This window comes from Rhodanobacter sp. B04 (assembly GCF_002001125.1).
Taxonomy (GTDB): Bacteria; Pseudomonadota; Gammaproteobacteria; order Xanthomonadales; family Rhodanobacteraceae; genus Rhodanobacter.
In genome coordinates this window covers 370,726-389,619 of the sequence record NZ_MUNV01000007.1, presented here as the reverse complement: position 1 = coordinate 389,619, position 18,894 = coordinate 370,726, and the positions used below count along the sequence as shown (strand labels likewise).

The window sequence follows — 18,894 nt, the reverse complement described above, 5'->3', positions numbered from 1 at the left end:
TATGCCTTTCATCTCCCAACTGGAGCCGGACGCACTGCTCGCGCACTTCATGGCGCAGCCGCCGATCGGGTTCGCCGTCGAGCTGTCGCCGCAGGGCATGCCGGCTTTTGTGGCGCCGTTCGACCTGCTGACCACGGCGGACGATGTGCTGCGCCGCCGTGTGACGCGGCTGCCGCTCTATGGCCGGTGGGGGCGCCTGCTGCGCTGGCGCACGCGTTTCGCCGGCACCACCGTGTCGGAATACGCGCCATTGCCGTCGGACGTGGCGCCGGCCGCGCTGGCGCAAGGGCTGAAGGCGGCCTACGGACGTGAATGCAAGCTGATGATCGTGAAGGACATCGCGCAGGATTCGCCGTTGCTCAGCGACGCCGACAATGCGTACGCGCGCGAATTCGCCGCAGCCTGCGAACGTGAAGGCTATGTGTTGCTGGAGGGCCAGGCGCTGGCGTGGGTGCCGATCGACTTCGCTTCGGGCGACGAATACCTCGCGCGGCTGTCGTCCGGGCGGCGGAAGAATATCCGGCGCAAGCTGCGCTCGCGTGCCGGTCTCGATGTCGAAGCGGTACGCACGGGCGACGCACGCTTCCTCGACGCGGCGACGCTGGCCGAGTTCCATGCGCTGTTCGACAACGTGTACGCGCAGAGCGAGATCCATTTCGACCGGTTGAGCGCGGCGTTCTTCCGCGAGGTGCTGCAGGATGCCGGCAGCCACGGCGTGGTGTTCGTCTATCGCCATGCCGGGCAGATGATCGGCTGGAACCTCTGCTACGAGCATGGCGGCAAGCTGATCGACAAGTACGTCGGCTTTGCCTATCCACAGGCCCGCGAGCACAACCTGTATTTCGTCAGCTGGATGCATAACCTCGACTACGCGCGCGAGCGCGGCCTCAGCCATTACGTGGCCGGCTGGACCGATCCCGAGGTGAAATCCTTCCTCGGCGCCAGCATGACCTTCACGCGACATGCGGTATATGCCCGCAATCCACTGCTGCGTGCGCTGCTGCGCCGGCTCGGCAGTCATTTCGAAAGCGACCGCAACTGGCAGGCGGCCACGGAGGCCACCGATGAATAACCTCGCGAACCGACCTGTCGTACTCGACATCGACCGTTCGGTCGGCCCGTTGCCCGATCGTCTGGTATTGCCGCTGGAGCACTGGCAGGAGTCGATCCGCTTCGGCTGTTCACTGCAAACGATGCGGCGCTTCCGCGCAATGCTCGACGAGCTGCTGCCGGCCGAGTACGGCACCGTGTTCATGGGCAGCGGCGACTTCCATCACCTGAGCTGGCCGCTGATTGCACGTCTGCAGCCGCCTGCGCCGATGCAGGTCGTGGTGTTCGACAACCATCCGGACAACATGCGCTTCCCGTTCGGCGTGCACTGCGGTTCGTGGGTGCGCCGTGTGGCGATGCTGCCCACGGTCAGCCACGTGCATGTGCTGGGCATCACCTCGGCCGATATCGGCGGTGGCCATGCCTGGGAGAACTACCTGACGCCCCTGCTGCGCGGAAAGCTCACCTACTGGAACATGGGGGTGGACACGCGCTGGGCGCGCCGACTCGGCCTGGCGCACGCGTTCCGCGGCTTCGATACGCCCGAGGCGATGGTCGACGCGTTCGTCGAATCGCAACGCACGCAGGCCGCGCCGAGCTACCTGTCGATCGACAAGGATGCGTTCGCGCCGGAAGTGGCGCATACCAACTGGGACCAGGGCCGGCTGTTGACCAGTCATGCGCTGGCGATGATCGACAGCTTGCGCAACGGCCTGGTCGGCAGCGACATCAACGGCGAGGTCTCGCATTACCGCTACCGGAGCTGGTGGAAGCGTCGGCTCTCGGCGATGGACGAGCAACCCGAGATCGATCCGGCACAGCTGGCCGGCTGGCAGGCGCAGCAGCATGCATTGAACCTGCAGTTGCTGACGGCGATTGCAGCCAGGTCCGCTTGACTCAGGCCAGCGCGGCTTCCAGCGTCCGGCAGATCGTCTCGAAATCATCGTCAGTCACCCAGGGACTGTTGCTGATGCTCAGGCTGCGCGCAGCGAAGTCGCGCGCATGCGGCACGTCTTGCGCGGGCACGATATCGGCCAGATAGGTGTAGTCGGGCAGGGCGTGGATGAACAGCCGGCTGACCCCCAGGCCGACTTGCCATAGCTGCGCCAGCGCCGCATCGCGCCGCCCTTGATCAGGCAGCAGCAACAACAGGAATGGCCAGCTGCCTTGTGCGCCGGCTGGATCATCGAGCACCTCGACGCCATCGATCCGGCGCAGCCGCGGCAGGCGGCGTTGCGCCTGCGCAGACACTTCATCGAGAAATGCCGGCAGGCGCGTGGCGGCATGTGCGCCGACGCCCTGGCGCCAGCGGCCGACGCGATGCAGCGGTATCGTGAGCGGGAAATCGTCGCCCACGGCGGCCACCGGATCGCCGCGGCGCAGGGCGCGGCGCAACGGATTGCCATACGCCAGCCGCAAGCCGCGCGGTCGGTACAGCGCGGCGTAGCCGAGCAGTTCGAGGCTGCGTTTCCACTCCCAACCGACACGGCGGGGCACGATGCGCGCGGCGGTTCGCGCCAGGTGCGCTTGCAGCTCAGGGTCGCGCGCCAGCAGCAGGCCGCCTTCGTAGATCGACAACCCCTTGCCGGCGGCCAGGCTGAAGAAACCGATATCGCCGGCCAGGCCCACGCTGCTGCCATCGCGGCGCGCACCCAGCGCCTGCGCGGCATCCTCGATCACATAGGCGCCGACATTGTTGGCGACGGCCAGCGCATCGTCGACATCGGCGACGCGGCCGGCGAGATGGGTGGGAATGATCGCCAGCGTGCGTTCATCGCAGGCGGCTCGCAGCGCAGAGGGATCCATGTCGTAGTGACCGGGGCGCAGATCGCACAGCTGCAGTTCGAGCCCGGCCTGCCGCACGGCGATCGCGACCAGCGGGCAGGTGAAGGCGGGCACCACGACACGCCGACGTTGCGGCTGCAGTTCGTGCAGTGCCGTCAAGGCGATCAGCAACGACGCGGTGCCGGAGCACTCCAGTTGCAGCGGTGGCGTGCCCAGTTGTGCGGCGATGCCGGTCGCCAGTGTTGCCGCGCCGGGGCGCAGGTCGGCGAACCTGAGCGGCAGGCCCGCGGTGGGCGGCAGTTCGCGGCGACGGGGCTGCATGCGCACAGATTAGCCGGTGCTCAGGTTACGTCAGGTTCCGCTACGTGCTCGCGGCTTTCGGCCATGCCCAGGCAGACGATGCCGGCAATGATCGCGACGGCCCCCAGCACGCGGGCGGCGTTGAGGCGTTCGTCGAACAGCCATACCGACAGCAGCATCACCGAGACCACTTCCAGATGCGAGGCGGCGAAGGCGGGGCCGATCGGCGCGTGCTTGAGCAGGGCCATCCAGGTGAAGAACGCGCCGATGTAGCCGATCACGGCGCCGTAAACCCACGGCTGGCCGAACACGCGCAATACCCATTCGAGGCTGGCAGCAACGGGCAGCGCCTGTGTGCCGGCGTATTTGAAGCTGATCTGCGCCAGGGTGTCGAAACCCATCAGCAGCAGGAAACCGATCAGGTAGAAACGCTTCATCCGCCGACTCCCACGATCACCACGCCCAGCGTCACCAGCAGGATGCCGGCGACGCGCAGCCGGGTGAGTTTCTCGCCGAACAGGAAGCGCCCGGCGACCATGATCGCGACGATGTTGATCGAACCCAGCAGCACGCCCTCGGACAGCGGGATCAGCGACAGGAAGGCGATCCACACCAGGAACTCGATGGCGTAGCTGGCGACGCCGAGCCACAGCCATGGCCGTGACGCCATGTGCTTCCAGCGTGCCAGGCCATCACCGGCCGCCTCGTCTCCCGCCGCGGCCTTGAACGCGAGTTGGCCGCCGGTGTCGAGCACGATATTGAGCAACCACAGGCCGGCGACCAGGGGTGAGATGGATCCCGCCACCGACATCATCAGGCAGCGACACGCTGCGTGCCGTGCGACGCGGCAATGCTGTCGAAGAACGCGGCCGAGCGATCGATCAGGATGCGGCGTTCCTTGTCGATGGTGATCATGTGGTAGCTGTCCTTGAGCAGCAGCAGTTCGGCCGGCGCGCTGACTTCGCGCATCACCAGTTCGGCATTCTTCAGGCTGGCGACGTCGTCCTCGCTGGCGTGGGCGACCAGGCACGGTGCGGTCACCTGCGGCAGCTGGCTGCGCACCTCGGCGGCCAGGCCATACATTTCGGCCAGCGAATACCACGGGTTGCCGGGCAGCCCGGCGGCGGCGCTGTCGCCGCTGAGCATGGCGGTGCTGACCTGCGCACGCAGGCGTTCGTCGCGGATGCCGTACGGCGGTTGCTCCATGAAGCTGCGGTTGCGGCCGATGCCGAGTTTCTTCAGCAGCGGCAGCAGGAACGACAGCCGCGCCAGCCACGGGATGCTCCAGCCGTCATAGCGGAAGGTGGCGCCGTAGACGCCGACGCCGGCGACCTGCTGCGGCCGATCCGCGGCCAGTTTCAGCGCCAGCAGCGCGCCCATCGAGAGGCCGCCGACGAACAGGTGATCGACCTTGCCGAGCATCTCGTCGGCGGCCTTTTCCACGCTGGCGTACCAGTCGCGCCAGCCGGTGGCGAGCAGGTCCTCGGCGTTGCCGCAGTGGCCGGCCAGCTGCATGCCGTGCACGGTGAAGCCGGCACGGTTCAGGCCCTTGCCGAGCAGCCGCATTTCCATCGGCGTGCCGGTCAGGCCATGGATCAGCAGCACGCCGCTGCGTCCGCCCTCGAAGAAGAAATCAGTTTGCTGGATCACGCGATTGCCCTGTACGGATAGGCCGCCATCGTGTCGATCGACGGCGGTCCTTGCTACCGTAAAGGGTCGCAGATGGCGGTTTCCTCAGTCTTTCGAGGCGGTTGGGGCTGCTGTCGAAGGGGCGCCGAAGCGCACGATCACACGCTGCCCGATGCGCAGGTCCCGGGTTTGGTCGGGGTGGCTCTGATCGGAGCCGGGCTGGTCGAACGCCAGCACGCATTCCACGGTGCGCGCGTTGGCGCGCACCTGCGGATCGTTCTCCAGCGTGGCCGGTCCGTAGACATTGCCGATGCGCAGCACATGCGCGCTCCACTGGGCGTTGCCGCGACCGCTGTCGGCGGTGACCTCGGCGTGCATGCCGGGCTGGATCACGCCGACGAAGCTCTCGTTGAGTTCCGCACGCACGATCCGCGGCTTCTGCGGCAGCAGGGTGAACAGCGCGCCGGACGATGGCGACACGCTGGCGCCGGGCTGGGCCAGCACGCGTACCACCTCGGCGTCGAACGGCGCGAGCAGGCTGCGCTGCTTCAACTCGTAGCGGGCTTCGTCCAGTTTCTGGCTGGCCATGTCCTGTGCGGCGCGGTCGGCCTGCTGTTCGGCCTCGAGCTGGGCAGCGGCTTCGCGCGCGTCGTCGGCGCTCTGGCCATCGCCGGCTCCGGCGGCGGCCGCGGCGGCGAGTCGTTTGGCGCGTTGTTCGGCAGCTGCCTGCTTGATGGCCAGCAGTTTCAGCTGTGCCTGCGCCTGTTCCAGTTGCGCCTGCGCCGCATCCACCGCGAGCTTGGCTGGCTGGGTATCCAGCATGGCCAGCAACTGCCCCTGCTTGACGTGGTCGCCTTCATGCACGGCGACCGTGGCGAGGGTGCCTTCGCGCGGCATCGACAGGCTCAGCAGGCCGCCTTCGATATCGATCCTGCCGCGGGCCACGGCGGCATATGCCGCGACGGGTTTGGCGTTGGCGCCGGTTGGCGCATCGGCGGGTTTCGAGCAGGCGGCCAGCAGGCATGGCATCGCAACTGCCAGGCAGCCGAGACGGAGCAGCCACAAGACTGGCGGGCGCCTTGACGGGAGGGGAGCGGGCGACTTCATGATGGGATTTCCTGGTCTGACGCGGCCGGCGCAGCGGGGCGCCGGTCACTGAGTATGCGGCCGTCTTCCATCGCCAGGACGCGGTCGGCGTGGACGACCAGACGTGGATCATGGCTGACACACAGCACCGTGGTGCCATGGGTGCGCGCGATCCGGTGCAGGATGTCGATGATCATCTGGCCGTTGGCGGCGTCCAGTGCGCTGGTCGGTTCGTCGGCGAACAGCAGCTCCGGCTCCTTGGCCAGTGCGCGGGCGATCGCCACGCGTTGCTTCTCGCCACCGGACAGTTCGGATGGCCGCAGGCGCATGCGGTGCGCCAGGCCGACTTCTTCCAGCGATTGCTGCGCGCGGCGGCGTGCCTCGTTGCGCGACAGGCCCATGTGGTTCAGCGGCAGCTCGACCTGCTCGAACGCGCTCAGCGCGGGGAACAGGTTGAAGCCCTGGAACACGAAGCCGGTGTGCTGCAGGCGGAAGCGTTCCAGTGCACGCAAGTCGAGCTGGCCCAGCTCGCTGCCGAGCGCCTGCACGCGACCGCTGTCGACCTTCTGCAGGCCGCTGAGGATCGCCAGCAGGGTGCTCTTGCCGCAACCGGAAGGGCCGGAGATCAGGGTCAGCTCGCCGGCATCGAGGCTCAGCGTGAGGCCGTCCAGCACCTGCGTGCGCTGATCGCCGGACATGAAGGCTTTGCTGATGCCCTCGGCCAGCAGGGCCGGTGCGTGTATCTGTGCAGCTGCAGTGGCAGTTGGCATCACGGCTACCTCAGCAAGGTGGCTGGATCGGCGCGGCGTAGGGCGCGCATGGCAGCCAGGCCGGAAACGGCGGCGAGGCCCATCACCAGGAGAATGCAGGCCACCGCCGCCGGTACCGTCAGTACCACCGGTACATCCTGGCTGCGCGCCAGCAGCATCAGCACGAGGCCAAGCAGCCCGGCGCCAAGCAGGCCCAACGCGCCGACCCAGAAGGCCTGTTCCAGCACCACCTTGCGCAAGGCGCCGACGCCGACGCCGAGCGCGTTGAGCGTGGCGTACTCGCGCACCGAGCCGTTGACGGCGGCAATCAGGGTCTGGCTGGTGATCACCGCACCGACCAGGAACACGATGCCGGCCAGGAACAGCACGCCGGCACCTGCGCCGGTATCGAACAGCCAGTAGCGCACCGAGATCTTCGCGAAATCCTTGGCGCTCCAGGTCGTGTAGGGGCCGAACGCGGTGTCGCCCCGCAGGCGTGCGGCCACGGCGTCGGCCTGGCCCGGATCACGCAGCTTGGCGACCAGGTAGGTCGGACCGGCATCGGCCGGATCGTCGTCCAGCCGCCGTGCGGTATCCAGCGAGCACAGCACGTTGACGCCACCCAGCGCGCGCAGGCCACTGCTGATGCCGACCACGCGCACCTGGTGACCGTTGATGGTCGCGGTCTCACCGATGCTGACGCCGAGCTGATCGAGCACGGAACGATCGACCACGACCGCATCCGGTTCCGCCAGTCGTGCACGCAGGTCGGCTGGCAGCGCCTTGGAGAACATCAGGCCGTCCGCGCTGGGATCGATGCCGGAAACGAAGACCGAGACGCCGCCGGTCTCGGCCGGGCCACGCCAGTCGCCGTCGACCCAGATATAGGGTTCGACCCGTTGCACCGCCGGATCCATCAGCACATGGGATTCCACGTCGGCATCGATCGTGCGGCCCGAACCCACGCTCTGGGTGCCGGGATAACCGATCCATATATCGGCCGACGAGCCGGTGATGTAGAGGCTGGTGCTGCCGAAGATGCCAAGCACCAGGGCGATCTGCAGCAGCTGCAGCAGGCCGGCGAAACCCACCGCCAGCATCGCCGGTAGAAAGCGCCGCCACTCGTAGATCAACGTCTTGCGGGCGAGGGCCACCATCAGTGCTGTCCCCCGCCCGAGCTGGTTCCGGAGGACGCCTCGGGCGACGATGCATCCATCTGGTCCGCCGACGGCAATGGCGCACCGCCGAGTGCCTTGAACAAAGCCACATAGGCGAGGTTGTGGCCGGCACGGGCATCGGCCAGTTCGATCGCGGCCTGAGCGGCGGCGACCCGGCTCTCGGCGAGGTCGAGCGGGCTGCCCAGGCGCAGGCCGACCCGGGTCTGCACGGTCTGGTCGACGCGCTGCAGCGCCTGCCATGCAAGCAGGCTCTGCTGCTCGCGCTGCTGCTGCTGCTGCACGCTGCCGAGCGCGGTTTCCACTTCAGCCACGCCTTGCAGCACGGCCTGTCGGTAAGCCAGCACGCTGGCCTTCAACTCATGATCCTTGGCTTGCTTGGCGGCCAGCCGGATGCCCCAGTCGAACAGCGGGATATTGATCACCGGGCCGATTGAGTCGATCGCATTGGGTGTGGTGGGATGCTTCTTGTTGTTATTGATGTCGGTTGACCAGTCGATCGAACCACCGATACCGATACTCGGAAACAGGTCGGCATGGGCCAGCGCCTGGGCGCCGGCGGCTTGCAGCACATCGGCTTCGGCACGGGCAATTTCGGGACGCGTGCGCAGCAGGTCGGCCGGAGCACTGTCGAGCTGCCATGCCCCGAGTTCCGGTGGCGCGCCGGGTTTCAGCCATGCGGGATCGGGGTGGTTCTGGCCGAGCAGTACGGCCAGTCGCTGCACGCTGGCGCCGATGGCCTGGCGTGGCGCGGCCAAGGCTGCGGCGGATTGCGCGAATGCTGCCTGGGCCTGATCCACCGCGCCAGGGGCCGCCAGCTGCAGGCGCTGGCGTACCTGCAGCGACTGCCACTCTTGCTGACGCGCCTGGTTGATCTGCGACAATAGTTGTTCCTGCTGCTGCGCCGTGCGCAGTTCGATCCACTCGCGTACGACCTCGGCGACCAGCGACACTTGTGCACTGCGCAGGTCGGCAATGCTGGCATCCAGCGCACCCTTTGCTTCGCGCCGGGTACCTTCGGATCGCCCGAATAGCCCGAACTCCCAGCTGGCGTCGAAGCCGACCAGGAAATAGGAGGCGTTTGCATCCGGGTCGATCACGTCATTGGTGCTTGCGGTCAGCGATGGCAGGTAGCGCGCCTGGGAACGATCATGCAGCACGCGCACCGCACGCAGGCGTTCGACGGCTTGCGCCACATCGAGATTGTTGTTCAGCGCACGGTCGACCAGTGCGTCGAGTTGCGGATCGGCAAATGCGTGCCACCAGCCATGCAGATCGGTCGACTTGGCCGGATCCGAAGCGACGGCGTGCTGCCATTGCGCAGGTACTGGCGGGGTCAGCTTGGGCAGCGATGCGGCGCAGCCGGCGAGTCCGCCAAGCAGTGCGCCGAACACGCAGCCGCGCAGCACGCTGCCTGTGGTGGCCCTGCTGTTGAGTCGGAATGGCACGGTAGGCATGGTTCCATGGCAATGGTTCGGTGCTGGCGCGCCGGGTCGGAATCCGTGGTGGTCGTCATTGATCGCCACGGTGGTTTCAACGCCTATTGTGAAGGTGAAGCAGGGGATCGCAATAGGGGAATGCGTTCAAACGTACAGGACCGGTGCAGTGAGTCCGCGATCCGGGTGCATGTCACGTCATTGGCGGAAAGCGCACTTCGACGCACAGCCCACGCACTTCGCCCGACCGGTAGATCACTTCGGCGTTGTGCCGTTCGGCAATACGCTGGACGATCGCCAGGCCCAGTCCGGTGCCTTCTTCACCGTTGGGTGAAGCGCGGAAAAAGCGCTCGCTCAGGCGCGGCAGCAGTTCGGGCGGTACACCGGGGCCGTCGTCCTCGACGCTGAGGCTGACACCACCATCCGCCTGCACGTGTAAAGCGACGGTGACGGTGCAGCCGCGGCCGCCATAGCGCACGCTGTTGTCGATCAGGTTGTCGAGCAGATCCTGCACGTTGGCAGCATCGCCGAGTATGCATAGCGTTTGCTTAGTAGCAGGACCCTGATAGCCCAGGTCCACGCCGGCGACCAGGGCATCATGCACGCGCAGCGCCACGGCTTCGGGAATCAGGCGGCCCAGATCGAGCTGCGTGCATTCCTCGCTGTCCGGCGGCGAGGCTTGTGCACGGGCCAGCGACAGCAGCTGCGAGGAAGTCCGCGCGGCGCGCTGGGTCAGCCGCTGGATGTGCATCAGCGCATCGGCCACGGTCGCCGGCTGCGGGTCGGCCAGGGCACGGTCGACATGCAGGCTCAATCCGGCCAGTGGCGTGCGCAGCTGGTGCGCCGCATCGGCGATGAAGCGATCATGCAAGGCCAGCATGCCGCGCAGGCGACCGAACAGTGCGTCGATGGTGCGCGTCAGCGGCTGGATTTCCTGCGGCACATCGGGACCGTTGATCGGCGTCAGCTCATGCGTGCGGGCGGCCAGCCTGGCGGTCAGCGGGTCGAGCACGCGCAGGCCGCGGCTGACGCCGAACCAGACCAGCGACAGCACGCTCACCAGCAGCAGGGTCTGCATCACGGTGGCCAGAAAAAGGATTTCCCGGGCCTGGTCGTGGCGGTCGCGCAGGGTTTCGGCGACGGTGATGATCAGGCTGTCGCTGGGGTCGTGGCTGGCGGCGGTGTGCACGCTGGCGGCACGCAGCGCATGTTTGTCCAGCTGCGTGTTGTACAGCGTGGGTGCGATGCCCAGTGCCGGCATCTGCGACAGTTGCGGCAGGCGTCCGTTGCCGGCGAGCAGGCCGTGCTTGGTGCTGATGACGCTGAAGTAGCTGTGGCCGGCCGGATCGTACTCGAGCAGGAAGCGCGCCTGCGGCGTCAGCGTGCCGCCGAGCTGGTCGTTGCCCAGCATCTTCGCCAGCGTCAACGCATCGTCGCTGAGGTCGTGGTCATGCACCTGGTTGGCATAGCCCAGGGCGACCCCGTAGGTCAGCATGGCATCCAGCAGCAGCAGGGCGGCCATCGGAATCAGCAGGAAGATCAGCAGGCGCCGACGCAGGCTGGGGCGACGGCGAGGCTTGGTGGGTGGGTTCATGCCGGATCGCTCGCGGGCGCTTCGGCTTCTTCCAGCAGATAGCCCAGGCCGCGGATGGTGCGTACGCCCGTGCCGCTGCCCTGCAGCTTGCGGCGCAGGCGATGGATCGCGATATCCAGGCCGTTGTCGGTCAGTTCCTGATCCCAGTCGCATAGGGCCTCGATCAGTTGCGCGCGGCTGGTAACGCGGTCGGCACGCAGGGCGAGAGCCTCCAGCAGGCCAAACTCGCGTGCGGTCAGTTCCAGCGGGGTCTGGTCGATCCAGGCGCGATGTCCGGGCAGGTCCAGCCGCAGGCGGCCCAGTTGCAATTCCGGCTTGCCCTGGCTGCTGGCGCGGCGCAGCAGCGCCCGCACGCGTGCCTCGAATTCGGACAGTGCGAAGGGTTTCACCAGGTAGTCGTCGGCACCCAGGTCGAGAACGCGGATGCGTTCGGACAGGCCGTCGCGTGCGGTCACCACCAGTACCGGCAGCCCGGTGCCACGGCTGCGCAGGCGTCGCAGCACTTCGCTGCCATCGAGCAGGGGCAGGCCCAGATCCAGCACCAGCAGGTCATATTCGTGATCACGCAACGCCGCATCGGCGAGGTTGCCGCTGGCCACGTGATCCACGGCGTGACCACCGTGCCGCAGCGACCCGCAGATGCCTTCAGCGATCGAGGGATCATCCTCGGCCAGCAGGATGCGCATGGGAAAACTCCTGGGAACGTGGGCCGCGTGACAGCAAGTATGGCGTGTGCGGTGTGGCCGGAGGCAGGACGTTGCCCGGAGCGGGCAGTGGATGCCTGCGGATTCTCCGGGGTTGTGCAGTTGCAGACAAGTTTGCGTACGCGCTAGTTCCGGCAGCGCGCAGGTGCTGTTTATGTGCCGGCAGCTCAGGCGTATGCGCGGCGGTGCTCGCGATGCGGCGGATAGTAAGCGAACACGTGGCTGTGGCTGCCGTAGAAATCCATGTCCTCGATATGTTCGCCGCCAAGGCGTTCGGCCACGCGGTCGGAGGCTTCGTTGCCGATCCGCACCAGGCTGATCACGCGCTGGGCGTGCAACTGGTGCCAGGCGAAATCGAGCACGGCATCGCCTGCCTCGGTGGCATAGCCGTGGTGGCGGTGTTCCGGCTTGAGCATCCAGCCGAGCTCCAGATCGGGCCAGCCATCGGGATACATCAGGCCGGCGCGGCCGATGAACTCGCCGGTGGACTTCAGTTCCAGCGCCCACATGCCGCAGCCGCGCAGTTGCCAGTGGCCCAGCAGCATGGCCAGCGAACGCCAGGCGTTGGTGCGGTCCAGTGGCTGGCCATCGCCGATCCAGCGCGTGCTTTCCGGATCGGCCAGCATGGCGGCGTAATCGTTGAAGTGCTTTTCGGTCAGCGCGGTCAGGCGCAGGCGCGCTGTTTCTAGAGTTGGAATATCAAACATCACAATCAGCGGTGAGTGGCACCCAGCAATTCGGCCAGTGCGTGAGTACTGCTGGCGAGACTCTCTTGCCAGGACAATCCGGTGATTATCTCACCTGTGACCGAATCGACAAAATCCTCGGCCTGGCCGGGCGGCAGCAGGTGCCGGTAGTCCACGGTGATCTCGGTGCCGGGTGGCAGATCGGCCAGTGCGAACACGAAACCCAGATGCCACAGCCCGTTCGGCGTGAAACTGTGGTTGATGTAGCACTCGTCCGGCCAGTCGGGAGACAGCGTGTAGCGGTCCTCGAACCAGCGCGCGCTGGCGTGGAACTGTGCGTTGAGCTCCGGCGATGCCGTGATGTCGGCATGGCGGAAGGTCTGGTTGATGCCGTCCGGCGCGGTGATGATGCGCCCGGCCGCGACGGTTTCGTCGAGAAACAGGCCCTTGCCGGCGCCATGGATGGCAGAGGCGGCAACGTGATAGCGCGGCAGGATCATGGCGGACGTGGCGGCAGGAGGGGCGCGCGAGTGTAACCCAAGCGGCGCGACCCGCCATGGATCGCGCCGCCCGGTCTTCCATCCTTGGAAGTTCTGCGGATTAGTCCGCGGCTGTCGCCGTTTCCGCAGCGGCCTTCTTGCTCTTGCGCCGGCTCTTGGCCGGCTTGTCTGCCTTGGCTGCCGGAGCATCCGCTACGGTGTCGGTGAGCAGGATGGCGGCGCGATTGCGTTCCAGCGTTGCCGCGCCGATACCTTTGACCTGGGCCAGGTCGTCCGTGCTCTTGAAGGGACCGTGGGCATCGCGCCAGGCGACGATCGCCTGGGCCTTCGACAGGCCGATGCCATCCAGTGAAGTGGCAATGGTGGGCGCGTCGGCCTTGTTGATGTTGACCGGCGTCGCGGCGAATGACGCGAGCGGCCAGGCGAGGATCAATGCAAGCGCGAACATGGCAAGTTTGTGGAACATGGCCTTTCTCCCTGGGTGTGATGGCGGCATCCCGGTGCCGCAGCAGCACAGTGCCCGGTGCCGGGCCAGGGCACAGTCGGACATGCCAAGGCAAGGCTGTGCGCAAGCGTTGCGATCCGCTGTGGGCGTCGCCTGATGGTGTGTCGGCGTCGATGCCGGTGTGATTGGAGTGCACTGTTACAATGGCGGTCTGATCGCCCCCGGAGCTTGACCATGGATACCGCCCGCCTTTCCCGTTTTGTCAGTGGCCTGTGGGACGACGAAATCGTGCCGCAGCTGGTCGAGTACATCCGCATTCCCAACAAGTCGCCGATGTTCGACGCCAAGTGGGTCGAGCACGGCTACATGGATGCTGCAGTCAGGCTGATGGAGACCTGGGCGCGCTCCAAGCTGGCGGCGCTGCCGGGCGCCACGCTGGAAGTGGTGCGGCTGGAAGGGCGCACCCCGCTCATCTATATCGAGGTGCCTGGCGAGGGCGACGACACCGTGATGCTATACGGTCATCTGGACAAACAGCCGGAGATGACCGGCTGGGCCGAAGGCCTCGGTCCGTGGACGCCGGTGATCAGGGGCGACAAGCTGTACGGTCGCGGCGGTGCCGACGATGGCTATGCGATCTTCGGTTCGCTGGCCGCGCTGCTGGCGCTGGACGAGCAGGGCATTCCGCACGCGCGGTGTGTGGTGATGATCGAGGCCTGCGAGGAGTCGGGCAGCTACGACCTTCCTTATTACGTCGACCACCTGGCCGCGCGCATCGGCAGCCCCTCGCTGGTGGTGTGCCTCGATTCCGGCTGCGGCAACTACGACCAGCTGTGGCTGACCACCTCGCTGCGCGGCATGACCGGCGGCAACCTCACCGTGCAGGTGCTGGAAGAGGGCGTGCATTCGGGTGACGCTTCCGGCGTGGTGCCGTCGAGCTTCCGCATCCTGCGCGAACTGCTGTCGCGGCTGGAGGATCCGGTCACCGGCCAGATCAAGCCGAAGGAGCTCTACGTCGAGATTCCCGCGCAGCGGGTCGAGCAGGCCAAGCTTTCCGCCGGGGTGCTGGGTGAGGAGATCTACGACAAGTTCCCATGGGTCGAGGGCATGCAGCCGGTCACCCACGACTTGGCCGAGCTGGTACTCAACCGCACCTGGCGTCCGCAGCTGGCAGTGACCGGCATCGGCGGCATGCCGCCACTGGACAGTGCCGGCAACGTATTGCGTCCGCAGACCTCGGTGAAGCTCAGTCTGCGCGTACCGCCGACACTCAACGGCGCCAAGGCCGGCGAGTTCCTCAAGCAGCTGCTGGAAAAGGACCCGCCGTACGGCGCCAAGGTCACCTTCGCGCTGGAAAAGGATGGCAGCGGCTGGAACGCGCCGCAGCTGTCGCCGTGGCTGGAGCAGGCGGTGGCCGATGCCTCGCAGCATTATTTCGGTGCGCCAGCGACCTACATGGGCGAGGGTGGCAGCATCCCGTTCATGGGCATGCTCGGCGAAAAATTCCCCCAGGCGCAGTTCCTGATCACCGGTGTGCTCGGCCCGCATTCCAATGCGCACGGGCCGAACGAATTCCTGCACATCCCCACCGGCAAGAAGGTCAGCATGGTGGTGGCCGAAGTCGTGGCGCGACACCACCAGCAGGGCGCCAGGGCCTGAGGCCGGCGCCCTGCTGATGAGTGCCGATACCGCCTATCTGGCCGAGAACTGGGCGCAGACCCGCCGGCGGGTCGATGACGCCTGTCGTGCGGCCGGCCGCGATCCGGCCGCGGTAGACATCCTGCCAGTGAGCAAGACGTTCGGTGCCGACGTGATTAGGGCCGCGACTGCGCTGGGCCTGCACCGCTTTGGCGAGAACAAGGTGCAGGAGATCCGGGGCAAGTCGGCCGCCTTGGCCGATGCCGGCATCGGCTGGGTGATGATCGGGCACCTGCAGACCAACAAGGCCAAAGATGTGGCGCGGCTGGCCAGCGAACTGCAGTCGCTGGACCGGATCGAGCTGGCGGCTGCGCTGCATCGGCAGTTGCAGCAGGCCGGACGGACGATTGACGTGCTGGTCCAGGTCAAGACCTCGCCCGAACCCAGCAAGTACGGACTGGCGCCTGGGCAGTTGCCGGCTTTTCTCGATGCTTTGCGTGCTTACGACAGCTTGTGCGTGCGCGGCCTGATGACGTTGGCGGTCCACTCGGGCGAGCCGGCCGAAGTGCGTGGATGCTTCCGGCAGCTGCGCGAATTGCGTGACCAAGCGATTTCACAAGGACATGATTTGCCAAGGCTTTCCATGGGCATGAGCGGGGACTTTCCTCTCGCGATCGCGGAAGGCGCCACTGAGGTGCGTATTGGCACGGCGATCTTTGGCCGCCGGGCCGGACAGGGTGTTAATTAATGACTAATTTTCTTAATTCAGTTCAGTAAGTGCCAAAATTCGACCGAAACACACCTATTAAATCATTTAAATCAATATCTTATAAATAATGTGACGTCTATCACGCTTTTTTGGAACGATGGGGTTCAGTTAACCCCGATCCAACAAACAGCCGGGGCGTTCTTGCTAATTTCACTCCCTAGTCACGTCGTCAGCTTTGCAGGCGGCTAATCCTGTGTACTTCAAGGGATTTTTCCCGCATGCCAATCAAACGATTGACTGTCTGTTCTGTGCTCGCAGCTGCCATGTTCGTGGTTGCACCCACGCAGGCAGCGACCAGCAAGACCCACGGCAAGCCAGTCCATGCGAAGCATGCGCAGCACAAGCCGACCCACAGCAAGCCGACGCAGCACAAGTCGACCCACCGCACGCACGGCAAGCTGGCTGCTACCACCCAGCGGGACACGCACTCCGATGCAGCGGAATCCAGTGCCGATTTCGCACAGTTGGCCGACGCTCCCGTGCAGTTGAAGTCGGAGCTGCCGATACCTGCTTCACTTCAGGCTAGTTCGTTCACGCTGAGCGGTTCGCCGTCGGCCACGAATGCCACGCCGGCATGGCTGACACAGTCTCCGTTGTTCAATCCGGCTGGAATGCTGGTCCAGTCGAGCAAGCCCATCCATGCCGGCTCGCCTGCCACGGCCAACGAGAATGTCGCAGGCGGCGCATCCGACCAGATCGCCGCCGGCACGCAGACAGCAGACGCGAATGGCACCGAGAATGTCACCGACCTGCGCAAGGCGCTGATCTCGCTGGCGATGAACCTGCGTGATATCCGCTATGTGCGCGGCGGCCGCGATCCCTCTACCGGCTTCGACTGCAGCGGCTTCGTGCGCTACGTGTTCGCCCATGCGGTGGGCCTGCAATTGCCGACCAACTCCGCTTCACAGTTCCTGGCTGGCCTGAAGGTCAATCGCGCCGACATGAAGCCGGGCGACCTGGTGTTTTTCCACACCCATGGCAAGAGCCGCATTTCGCACGTGGGCATCTACATTTCCGATGGTCGTTTCATCCATTCGCCGGCCAGCGGCAAGTCGGTGGAGATTTCCAGCCTCAACGAGGCCTATTGGGCCAAGCGCTTCGCCGGCGCCAAGCGTCCCGAGGGGATCGCGCAGGTGGCGAGCAAGGGTTGATCATTGCCGTTGCAATCGTTTCGAGAAGCCGCCGAAAGGCGGCTTTTCATTGGCCGCCACCCACTCCTGATGCAAGTGGCAGATGAACGATCCGGCATCGTATGGGTCAGCGTATGCGTGCCGTGATGGCATCCATGCCTGCATGATGCGTACCCTGCCGCCGTCGACTCTCCGGAAATAGCCTGATGCCTTTTGATCTGCCGCCCGTCACGCGCAACCTGCTCATCGCCAATATCGCCGTGTTCCTGCTGCAACAGGTGATGGGCGATGCCATCCTGCAGTACTTCGCGCTATGGCCGTTGGGCAGCGGCCTGTTCGGGGTATGGCAGATCGTCACCAGTGCATTCCTGCACGGCGGAGTGCCCCACATCCTGTTCAACATGATCGCGTTGTACATGTTCGGTGGCGCGATCGAGCGCACCCTCGGCGCGCGCAATTTCACCATCTACTACTTCGTCTGCGCGATCGTGGCATCGCTGCTGCAACTGGCGGTGCTGTGGTTTTTCCCACCGGCGGAGTACGGCCCCACGCTGGGTGCGTCCGGCGCGATCTTCGGTTTGCTGCTGGCTTTCGGCATGATGTATCCGCACGAGAAAGTGATGCTGATGTTCCTGCCGATCCCGATGCCGGCATGGCTGTTCGTGACCGGTTATGCAGTCGTCGAGCTGACCATGGGTGTGACCGGCTTCGAGCCTGGCGTAGCGCATTTCGCCCACCTTGGTGGCATGCTGGGCGGCATTGTGCTGATCGAATACTGGCGCGGGCGCTTGCCGCTCAAACCGAAACGGCGCCTGATGCGCTGACCCACCTCCATTCATGAGCGGAAACCATGTCTGAAACCCTGCAACGCCGACTGAGCCCGCGCCACATCACCTTCATGGCGCTGGGCATGTGCATCGGCGCCGGCCTGTTCCTCGGTTCGGCCAGCACGATCAAGCTGGCTGGGCCGTCGGTGCTGTTTGCCTACCTGTTCGGCGGCGCGATGATCTTCATCATCATGCGCGCGCTGGGCGAGATGGCGGTGCACGATCCGGTGGCCGGTTCGTTCAGCACGTATGCGCACAAGTATCTCGGTCCGTTCGCCGGCTATCTCACCGGCTGGAACTACTGGATCCTGATGATGGGCGTGGGCATCGCCGAGAGCACGGCGGTCGGCATCTACATGAAGCAGTGGTATCCCGACCTGCCGCAGTGGATCTGGACCTTCGGCAGCGTGGCGATGATCGGCGGCCTGAACCTGATGGCGGTGAAGGTCTACGGCGAGCTGGAGTTCTGGTTCGCGCTGGTCAAGGTGCTGACCGTGGTACTGATGATCCTCGGCGGCGCCGCCATCATCTGGCTGGGCTGGGGCAATGGCGGCCATCCGGTGGGCGTGTCCAACCTGTGGACTCATGGTGGCTGGTTCCCCAACGGCGTGACCGGCATGGTGCTGGCGCTGCCGGTGCTGGTGTTCTCGTTCGGCGGCATCGAGACGATCGGCATGGCGGCGGCCGAGGCATCCAATCCGGAGCGCACGATTCCACGCGCGGTGAACTCGGTGATCTGGCGCATCCTGATCTTCTACATCGGCGCGTTGTTCGTGATCATGGCGATCTACCCGTGGAACGAATTGGGCACGCAGGGCAGCCCTTTCGTCACCACGTTCGCCAAGCTCGGCATTCCGCAGGCGGCCGGGCTGATCAATTTCGTGGTGATCACGGCGGCGCTGTCGAGCTTCAACTCCACCACCTTCAGCGGCAGCCGCATGCTGTACAGCCTGTCGACCAAGCGGCAGGCGCCGGCCGGACTGCAGCAGCTGAGCAGGCACGGTGTGCCGGTGCGCGGCGTGCTGGTGACCATGGCCTGCCTGATGCTGGGCGTGCTGCTGAACTACCTGGTGCCCGAGCGCATCTTCGGCATGATGATGTCGATCCTTGCCTTCAACACGGTGTGGACCTGGGGCATGGTGCTGATCGCGCACTGGCGCTTCCGCCGGCGGCAGACGACGGCGCTGCCTTTCCAGCTGCGCTGGTGGCCGCTGAGCAGCGTGGTGTGCCTGGCCTTTCTCGCGTTCGTGCTGGTGATGCTCGGTTACAGCGCCGATACCAGGGTGGCGCTGTACGTGGGCGTGGCGTGGGTGTTGTTGCTGACGGTGGCGTACAAGCTGTTTGGTGTCGACCGCCGCCTGCGGGAGGCGGATTACGCCCCTGCCGGTTGA

General features: G+C 65.8%; 20 protein-coding genes. 7 read left to right on the top strand and 13 right to left on the bottom strand.

Going from position 1 to position 18,894, the window contains the following annotated elements; genetic code table 11:
• The first annotated feature begins 1 nt into the window (after nucleotide 1).
• Together B0E46_RS06465 and B0E46_RS06460 are read left to right on the top strand one after the other, a co-directional pair.
• A complete protein-coding gene (locus B0E46_RS06465; protein WP_077554946.1) occupies nucleotides 2-1,072 on the top strand; it encodes a GNAT family N-acetyltransferase in 1,071 nt (356 codons plus the stop codon).
• Entirely contained in the window at nucleotides 1,065-1,946 is an 882-nt protein-coding gene (locus B0E46_RS06460; RefSeq protein WP_077554945.1) for an arginase family protein, read from the top strand. The genes B0E46_RS06465 and B0E46_RS06460 overlap by 8 nt, the downstream gene beginning before the upstream one ends.
• A gap of 1 nt (nucleotide 1,947) precedes the next feature.
• Here the strand turns inward: B0E46_RS06460 and B0E46_RS06455 are convergent, their stop codons facing one another.
• The 13 genes from B0E46_RS06455 to B0E46_RS06395 all read right to left on the bottom strand — a co-directional run bounded on the left by B0E46_RS06455 (nucleotide 1,948) and on the right by B0E46_RS06395 (nucleotide 13,160).
• Nucleotides 1,948-3,156: a DegT/DnrJ/EryC1/StrS family aminotransferase gene (locus B0E46_RS06455; protein WP_077554944.1), complete on the bottom strand. Its 1,209-nt coding sequence runs from the start codon at nucleotides 3,154-3,156 to the stop codon at nucleotides 1,948-1,950.
• A gap of 20 nt (nucleotides 3,157-3,176) precedes the next feature.
• Complete coding sequence (locus B0E46_RS06450) at nucleotides 3,177-3,572, bottom strand: EamA family transporter (RefSeq protein ID WP_077554943.1); 396 nt, start codon at nucleotides 3,570-3,572, stop codon at nucleotides 3,177-3,179.
• The gene (locus B0E46_RS06445; RefSeq protein ID WP_077554942.1) at nucleotides 3,569-3,949 is read right to left on the bottom strand and encodes an EamA family transporter; all 381 of its coding nucleotides are present in this window, start codon (nucleotides 3,947-3,949) and stop codon (nucleotides 3,569-3,571) included. Before B0E46_RS06445 ends, B0E46_RS06450 begins: the two co-directional genes overlap by 4 nt.
• Nucleotides 3,949-4,785: an alpha/beta fold hydrolase gene (locus B0E46_RS06440; protein ID WP_077554941.1), complete on the bottom strand. Its 837-nt coding sequence runs from the start codon at nucleotides 4,783-4,785 to the stop codon at nucleotides 3,949-3,951. The genes B0E46_RS06445 and B0E46_RS06440 overlap by 1 nt, the downstream gene beginning before the upstream one ends.
• A gap of 84 nt (nucleotides 4,786-4,869) precedes the next feature.
• Complete coding sequence (locus tag B0E46_RS06435; RefSeq protein WP_254425064.1) at nucleotides 4,870-5,793, bottom strand: biotin/lipoyl-binding protein; 924 nt, start codon at nucleotides 5,791-5,793, stop codon at nucleotides 4,870-4,872.
• Nucleotides 5,794-5,867: 74 nt separating this feature from the next.
• Nucleotides 5,868-6,620, bottom strand: coding sequence for an ABC transporter ATP-binding protein (locus B0E46_RS06430; RefSeq protein ID WP_077554939.1), 753 nt, complete (start codon nucleotides 6,618-6,620; stop codon nucleotides 5,868-5,870).
• A gap of 5 nt (nucleotides 6,621-6,625) precedes the next feature.
• A complete protein-coding gene (locus B0E46_RS06425; protein ID WP_077554938.1) occupies nucleotides 6,626-7,756 on the bottom strand; it encodes an ABC transporter permease in 1,131 nt (376 codons plus the stop codon).
• Nucleotides 7,756-9,231, bottom strand: coding sequence for an efflux transporter outer membrane subunit (locus tag B0E46_RS06420; protein WP_077554937.1), 1,476 nt, complete (start codon nucleotides 9,229-9,231; stop codon nucleotides 7,756-7,758). Before B0E46_RS06420 ends, B0E46_RS06425 begins: the two co-directional genes overlap by 1 nt.
• 172 nt (nucleotides 9,232-9,403) lie before the next feature.
• Nucleotides 9,404-10,804 (bottom strand): sensor histidine kinase, encoded by a 1,401-nt coding sequence (locus B0E46_RS06415; protein WP_077554936.1) that lies wholly within the window; start codon nucleotides 10,802-10,804, stop codon nucleotides 9,404-9,406.
• Entirely contained in the window at nucleotides 10,801-11,490 is a 690-nt protein-coding gene (locus B0E46_RS06410) for a response regulator (protein ID WP_077554935.1), read from the bottom strand. The genes B0E46_RS06415 and B0E46_RS06410 overlap by 4 nt, the downstream gene beginning before the upstream one ends.
• A 185-nt stretch (nucleotides 11,491-11,675) precedes the next feature.
• The gene (locus B0E46_RS06405) at nucleotides 11,676-12,215 is read right to left on the bottom strand and encodes a GNAT family N-acetyltransferase (RefSeq protein WP_077554934.1); all 540 of its coding nucleotides are present in this window, start codon (nucleotides 12,213-12,215) and stop codon (nucleotides 11,676-11,678) included.
• 5 nt (nucleotides 12,216-12,220) lie between these two features.
• Nucleotides 12,221-12,694: an SET domain-containing protein gene (locus B0E46_RS06400; protein ID WP_077554933.1), complete on the bottom strand. Its 474-nt coding sequence runs from the start codon at nucleotides 12,692-12,694 to the stop codon at nucleotides 12,221-12,223.
• A 100-nt stretch (nucleotides 12,695-12,794) separates the two neighbouring features.
• Complete coding sequence (locus B0E46_RS06395; protein ID WP_077554932.1) at nucleotides 12,795-13,160, bottom strand: helix-hairpin-helix domain-containing protein; 366 nt, start codon at nucleotides 13,158-13,160, stop codon at nucleotides 12,795-12,797.
• Between the two features lie 213 nt (nucleotides 13,161-13,373).
• On the opposite strand from B0E46_RS06395, the gene B0E46_RS06390 reads away from it, so the two are divergent.
• The 5 genes from B0E46_RS06390 to B0E46_RS06370 all read left to right on the top strand — a co-directional run bounded on the left by B0E46_RS06390 (nucleotide 13,374) and on the right by B0E46_RS06370 (nucleotide 18,894).
• Complete coding sequence (locus B0E46_RS06390) at nucleotides 13,374-14,798, top strand: M20 family metallopeptidase (protein WP_077554931.1); 1,425 nt, start codon at nucleotides 13,374-13,376, stop codon at nucleotides 14,796-14,798.
• 16 nt (nucleotides 14,799-14,814) lie between these two features.
• Nucleotides 14,815-15,525, top strand: a complete 711-nt coding sequence (locus B0E46_RS06385) for a YggS family pyridoxal phosphate-dependent enzyme (protein ID WP_077554930.1) — start codon at nucleotides 14,815-14,817, stop codon at nucleotides 15,523-15,525.
• A 485-nt stretch (nucleotides 15,526-16,010) separates the two neighbouring features.
• A complete protein-coding gene (locus tag B0E46_RS06380; RefSeq protein ID WP_139350451.1) occupies nucleotides 16,011-16,697 on the top strand; it encodes a C40 family peptidase in 687 nt (228 codons plus the stop codon).
• A 185-nt stretch (nucleotides 16,698-16,882) separates the two neighbouring features.
• A complete protein-coding gene (locus B0E46_RS06375) occupies nucleotides 16,883-17,500 on the top strand; it encodes a rhomboid family intramembrane serine protease (protein ID WP_077554928.1) in 618 nt (205 codons plus the stop codon).
• Between the two features lie 26 nt (nucleotides 17,501-17,526).
• Complete coding sequence (locus B0E46_RS06370; protein ID WP_077554927.1) at nucleotides 17,527-18,894, top strand: amino acid permease; 1,368 nt, start codon at nucleotides 17,527-17,529, stop codon at nucleotides 18,892-18,894.

What these genes read in the sequence shown, in the direction of transcription:
- B0E46_RS06465 (WP_077554946.1), top strand. Translation starts at nt 2, where the DNA reads ATGCCTTTCATCTCCCAACTGGAGCCGGACGCACTGCTCGCGCACTTC.
- B0E46_RS06460 (WP_077554945.1), top strand. Translation starts at nt 1,065, where the DNA reads ATGAATAACCTCGCGAACCGACCTGTCGTACTCGACATCGACCGTTCG.
- B0E46_RS06455 (WP_077554944.1), bottom strand. Translation starts at nt 3,156, where the DNA reads ATGCAGCCCCGTCGCCGCGAACTGCCGCCCACCGCGGGCCTGCCGCTC.
- B0E46_RS06450 (WP_077554943.1), bottom strand. Translation starts at nt 3,572, where the DNA reads ATGAAGCGTTTCTACCTGATCGGTTTCCTGCTGCTGATGGGTTTCGAC.
- B0E46_RS06445 (WP_077554942.1), bottom strand. Translation starts at nt 3,949, where the DNA reads ATGATGTCGGTGGCGGGATCCATCTCACCCCTGGTCGCCGGCCTGTGG.
- B0E46_RS06435 (WP_254425064.1), bottom strand. Translation starts at nt 5,793, where the DNA reads ATGCCATGCCTGCTGGCCGCCTGCTCGAAACCCGCCGATGCGCCAACC.
- B0E46_RS06430 (WP_077554939.1), bottom strand. Translation starts at nt 6,620, where the DNA reads ATGCCAACTGCCACTGCAGCTGCACAGATACACGCACCGGCCCTGCTG.
- B0E46_RS06425 (WP_077554938.1), bottom strand. Translation starts at nt 7,756, where the DNA reads ATGGTGGCCCTCGCCCGCAAGACGTTGATCTACGAGTGGCGGCGCTTT.
- B0E46_RS06420 (WP_077554937.1), bottom strand. Translation starts at nt 9,231, where the DNA reads ATGCCTACCGTGCCATTCCGACTCAACAGCAGGGCCACCACAGGCAGC.
- B0E46_RS06415 (WP_077554936.1), bottom strand. Translation starts at nt 10,804, where the DNA reads ATGAACCCACCCACCAAGCCTCGCCGTCGCCCCAGCCTGCGTCGGCGC.
- B0E46_RS06410 (WP_077554935.1), bottom strand. Translation starts at nt 11,490, where the DNA reads ATGCGCATCCTGCTGGCCGAGGATGATCCCTCGATCGCTGAAGGCATC.
- B0E46_RS06405 (WP_077554934.1), bottom strand. Translation starts at nt 12,215, where the DNA reads ATGTTTGATATTCCAACTCTAGAAACAGCGCGCCTGCGCCTGACCGCG.
- B0E46_RS06400 (WP_077554933.1), bottom strand. Translation starts at nt 12,694, where the DNA reads ATGATCCTGCCGCGCTATCACGTTGCCGCCTCTGCCATCCATGGCGCC.
- B0E46_RS06395 (WP_077554932.1), bottom strand. Translation starts at nt 13,160, where the DNA reads ATGTTCCACAAACTTGCCATGTTCGCGCTTGCATTGATCCTCGCCTGG.
- B0E46_RS06390 (WP_077554931.1), top strand. Translation starts at nt 13,374, where the DNA reads ATGGATACCGCCCGCCTTTCCCGTTTTGTCAGTGGCCTGTGGGACGAC.
- B0E46_RS06385 (WP_077554930.1), top strand. Translation starts at nt 14,815, where the DNA reads ATGAGTGCCGATACCGCCTATCTGGCCGAGAACTGGGCGCAGACCCGC.
- B0E46_RS06375 (WP_077554928.1), top strand. Translation starts at nt 16,883, where the DNA reads ATGCCTTTTGATCTGCCGCCCGTCACGCGCAACCTGCTCATCGCCAAT.
- B0E46_RS06370 (WP_077554927.1), top strand. Translation starts at nt 17,527, where the DNA reads ATGTCTGAAACCCTGCAACGCCGACTGAGCCCGCGCCACATCACCTTC.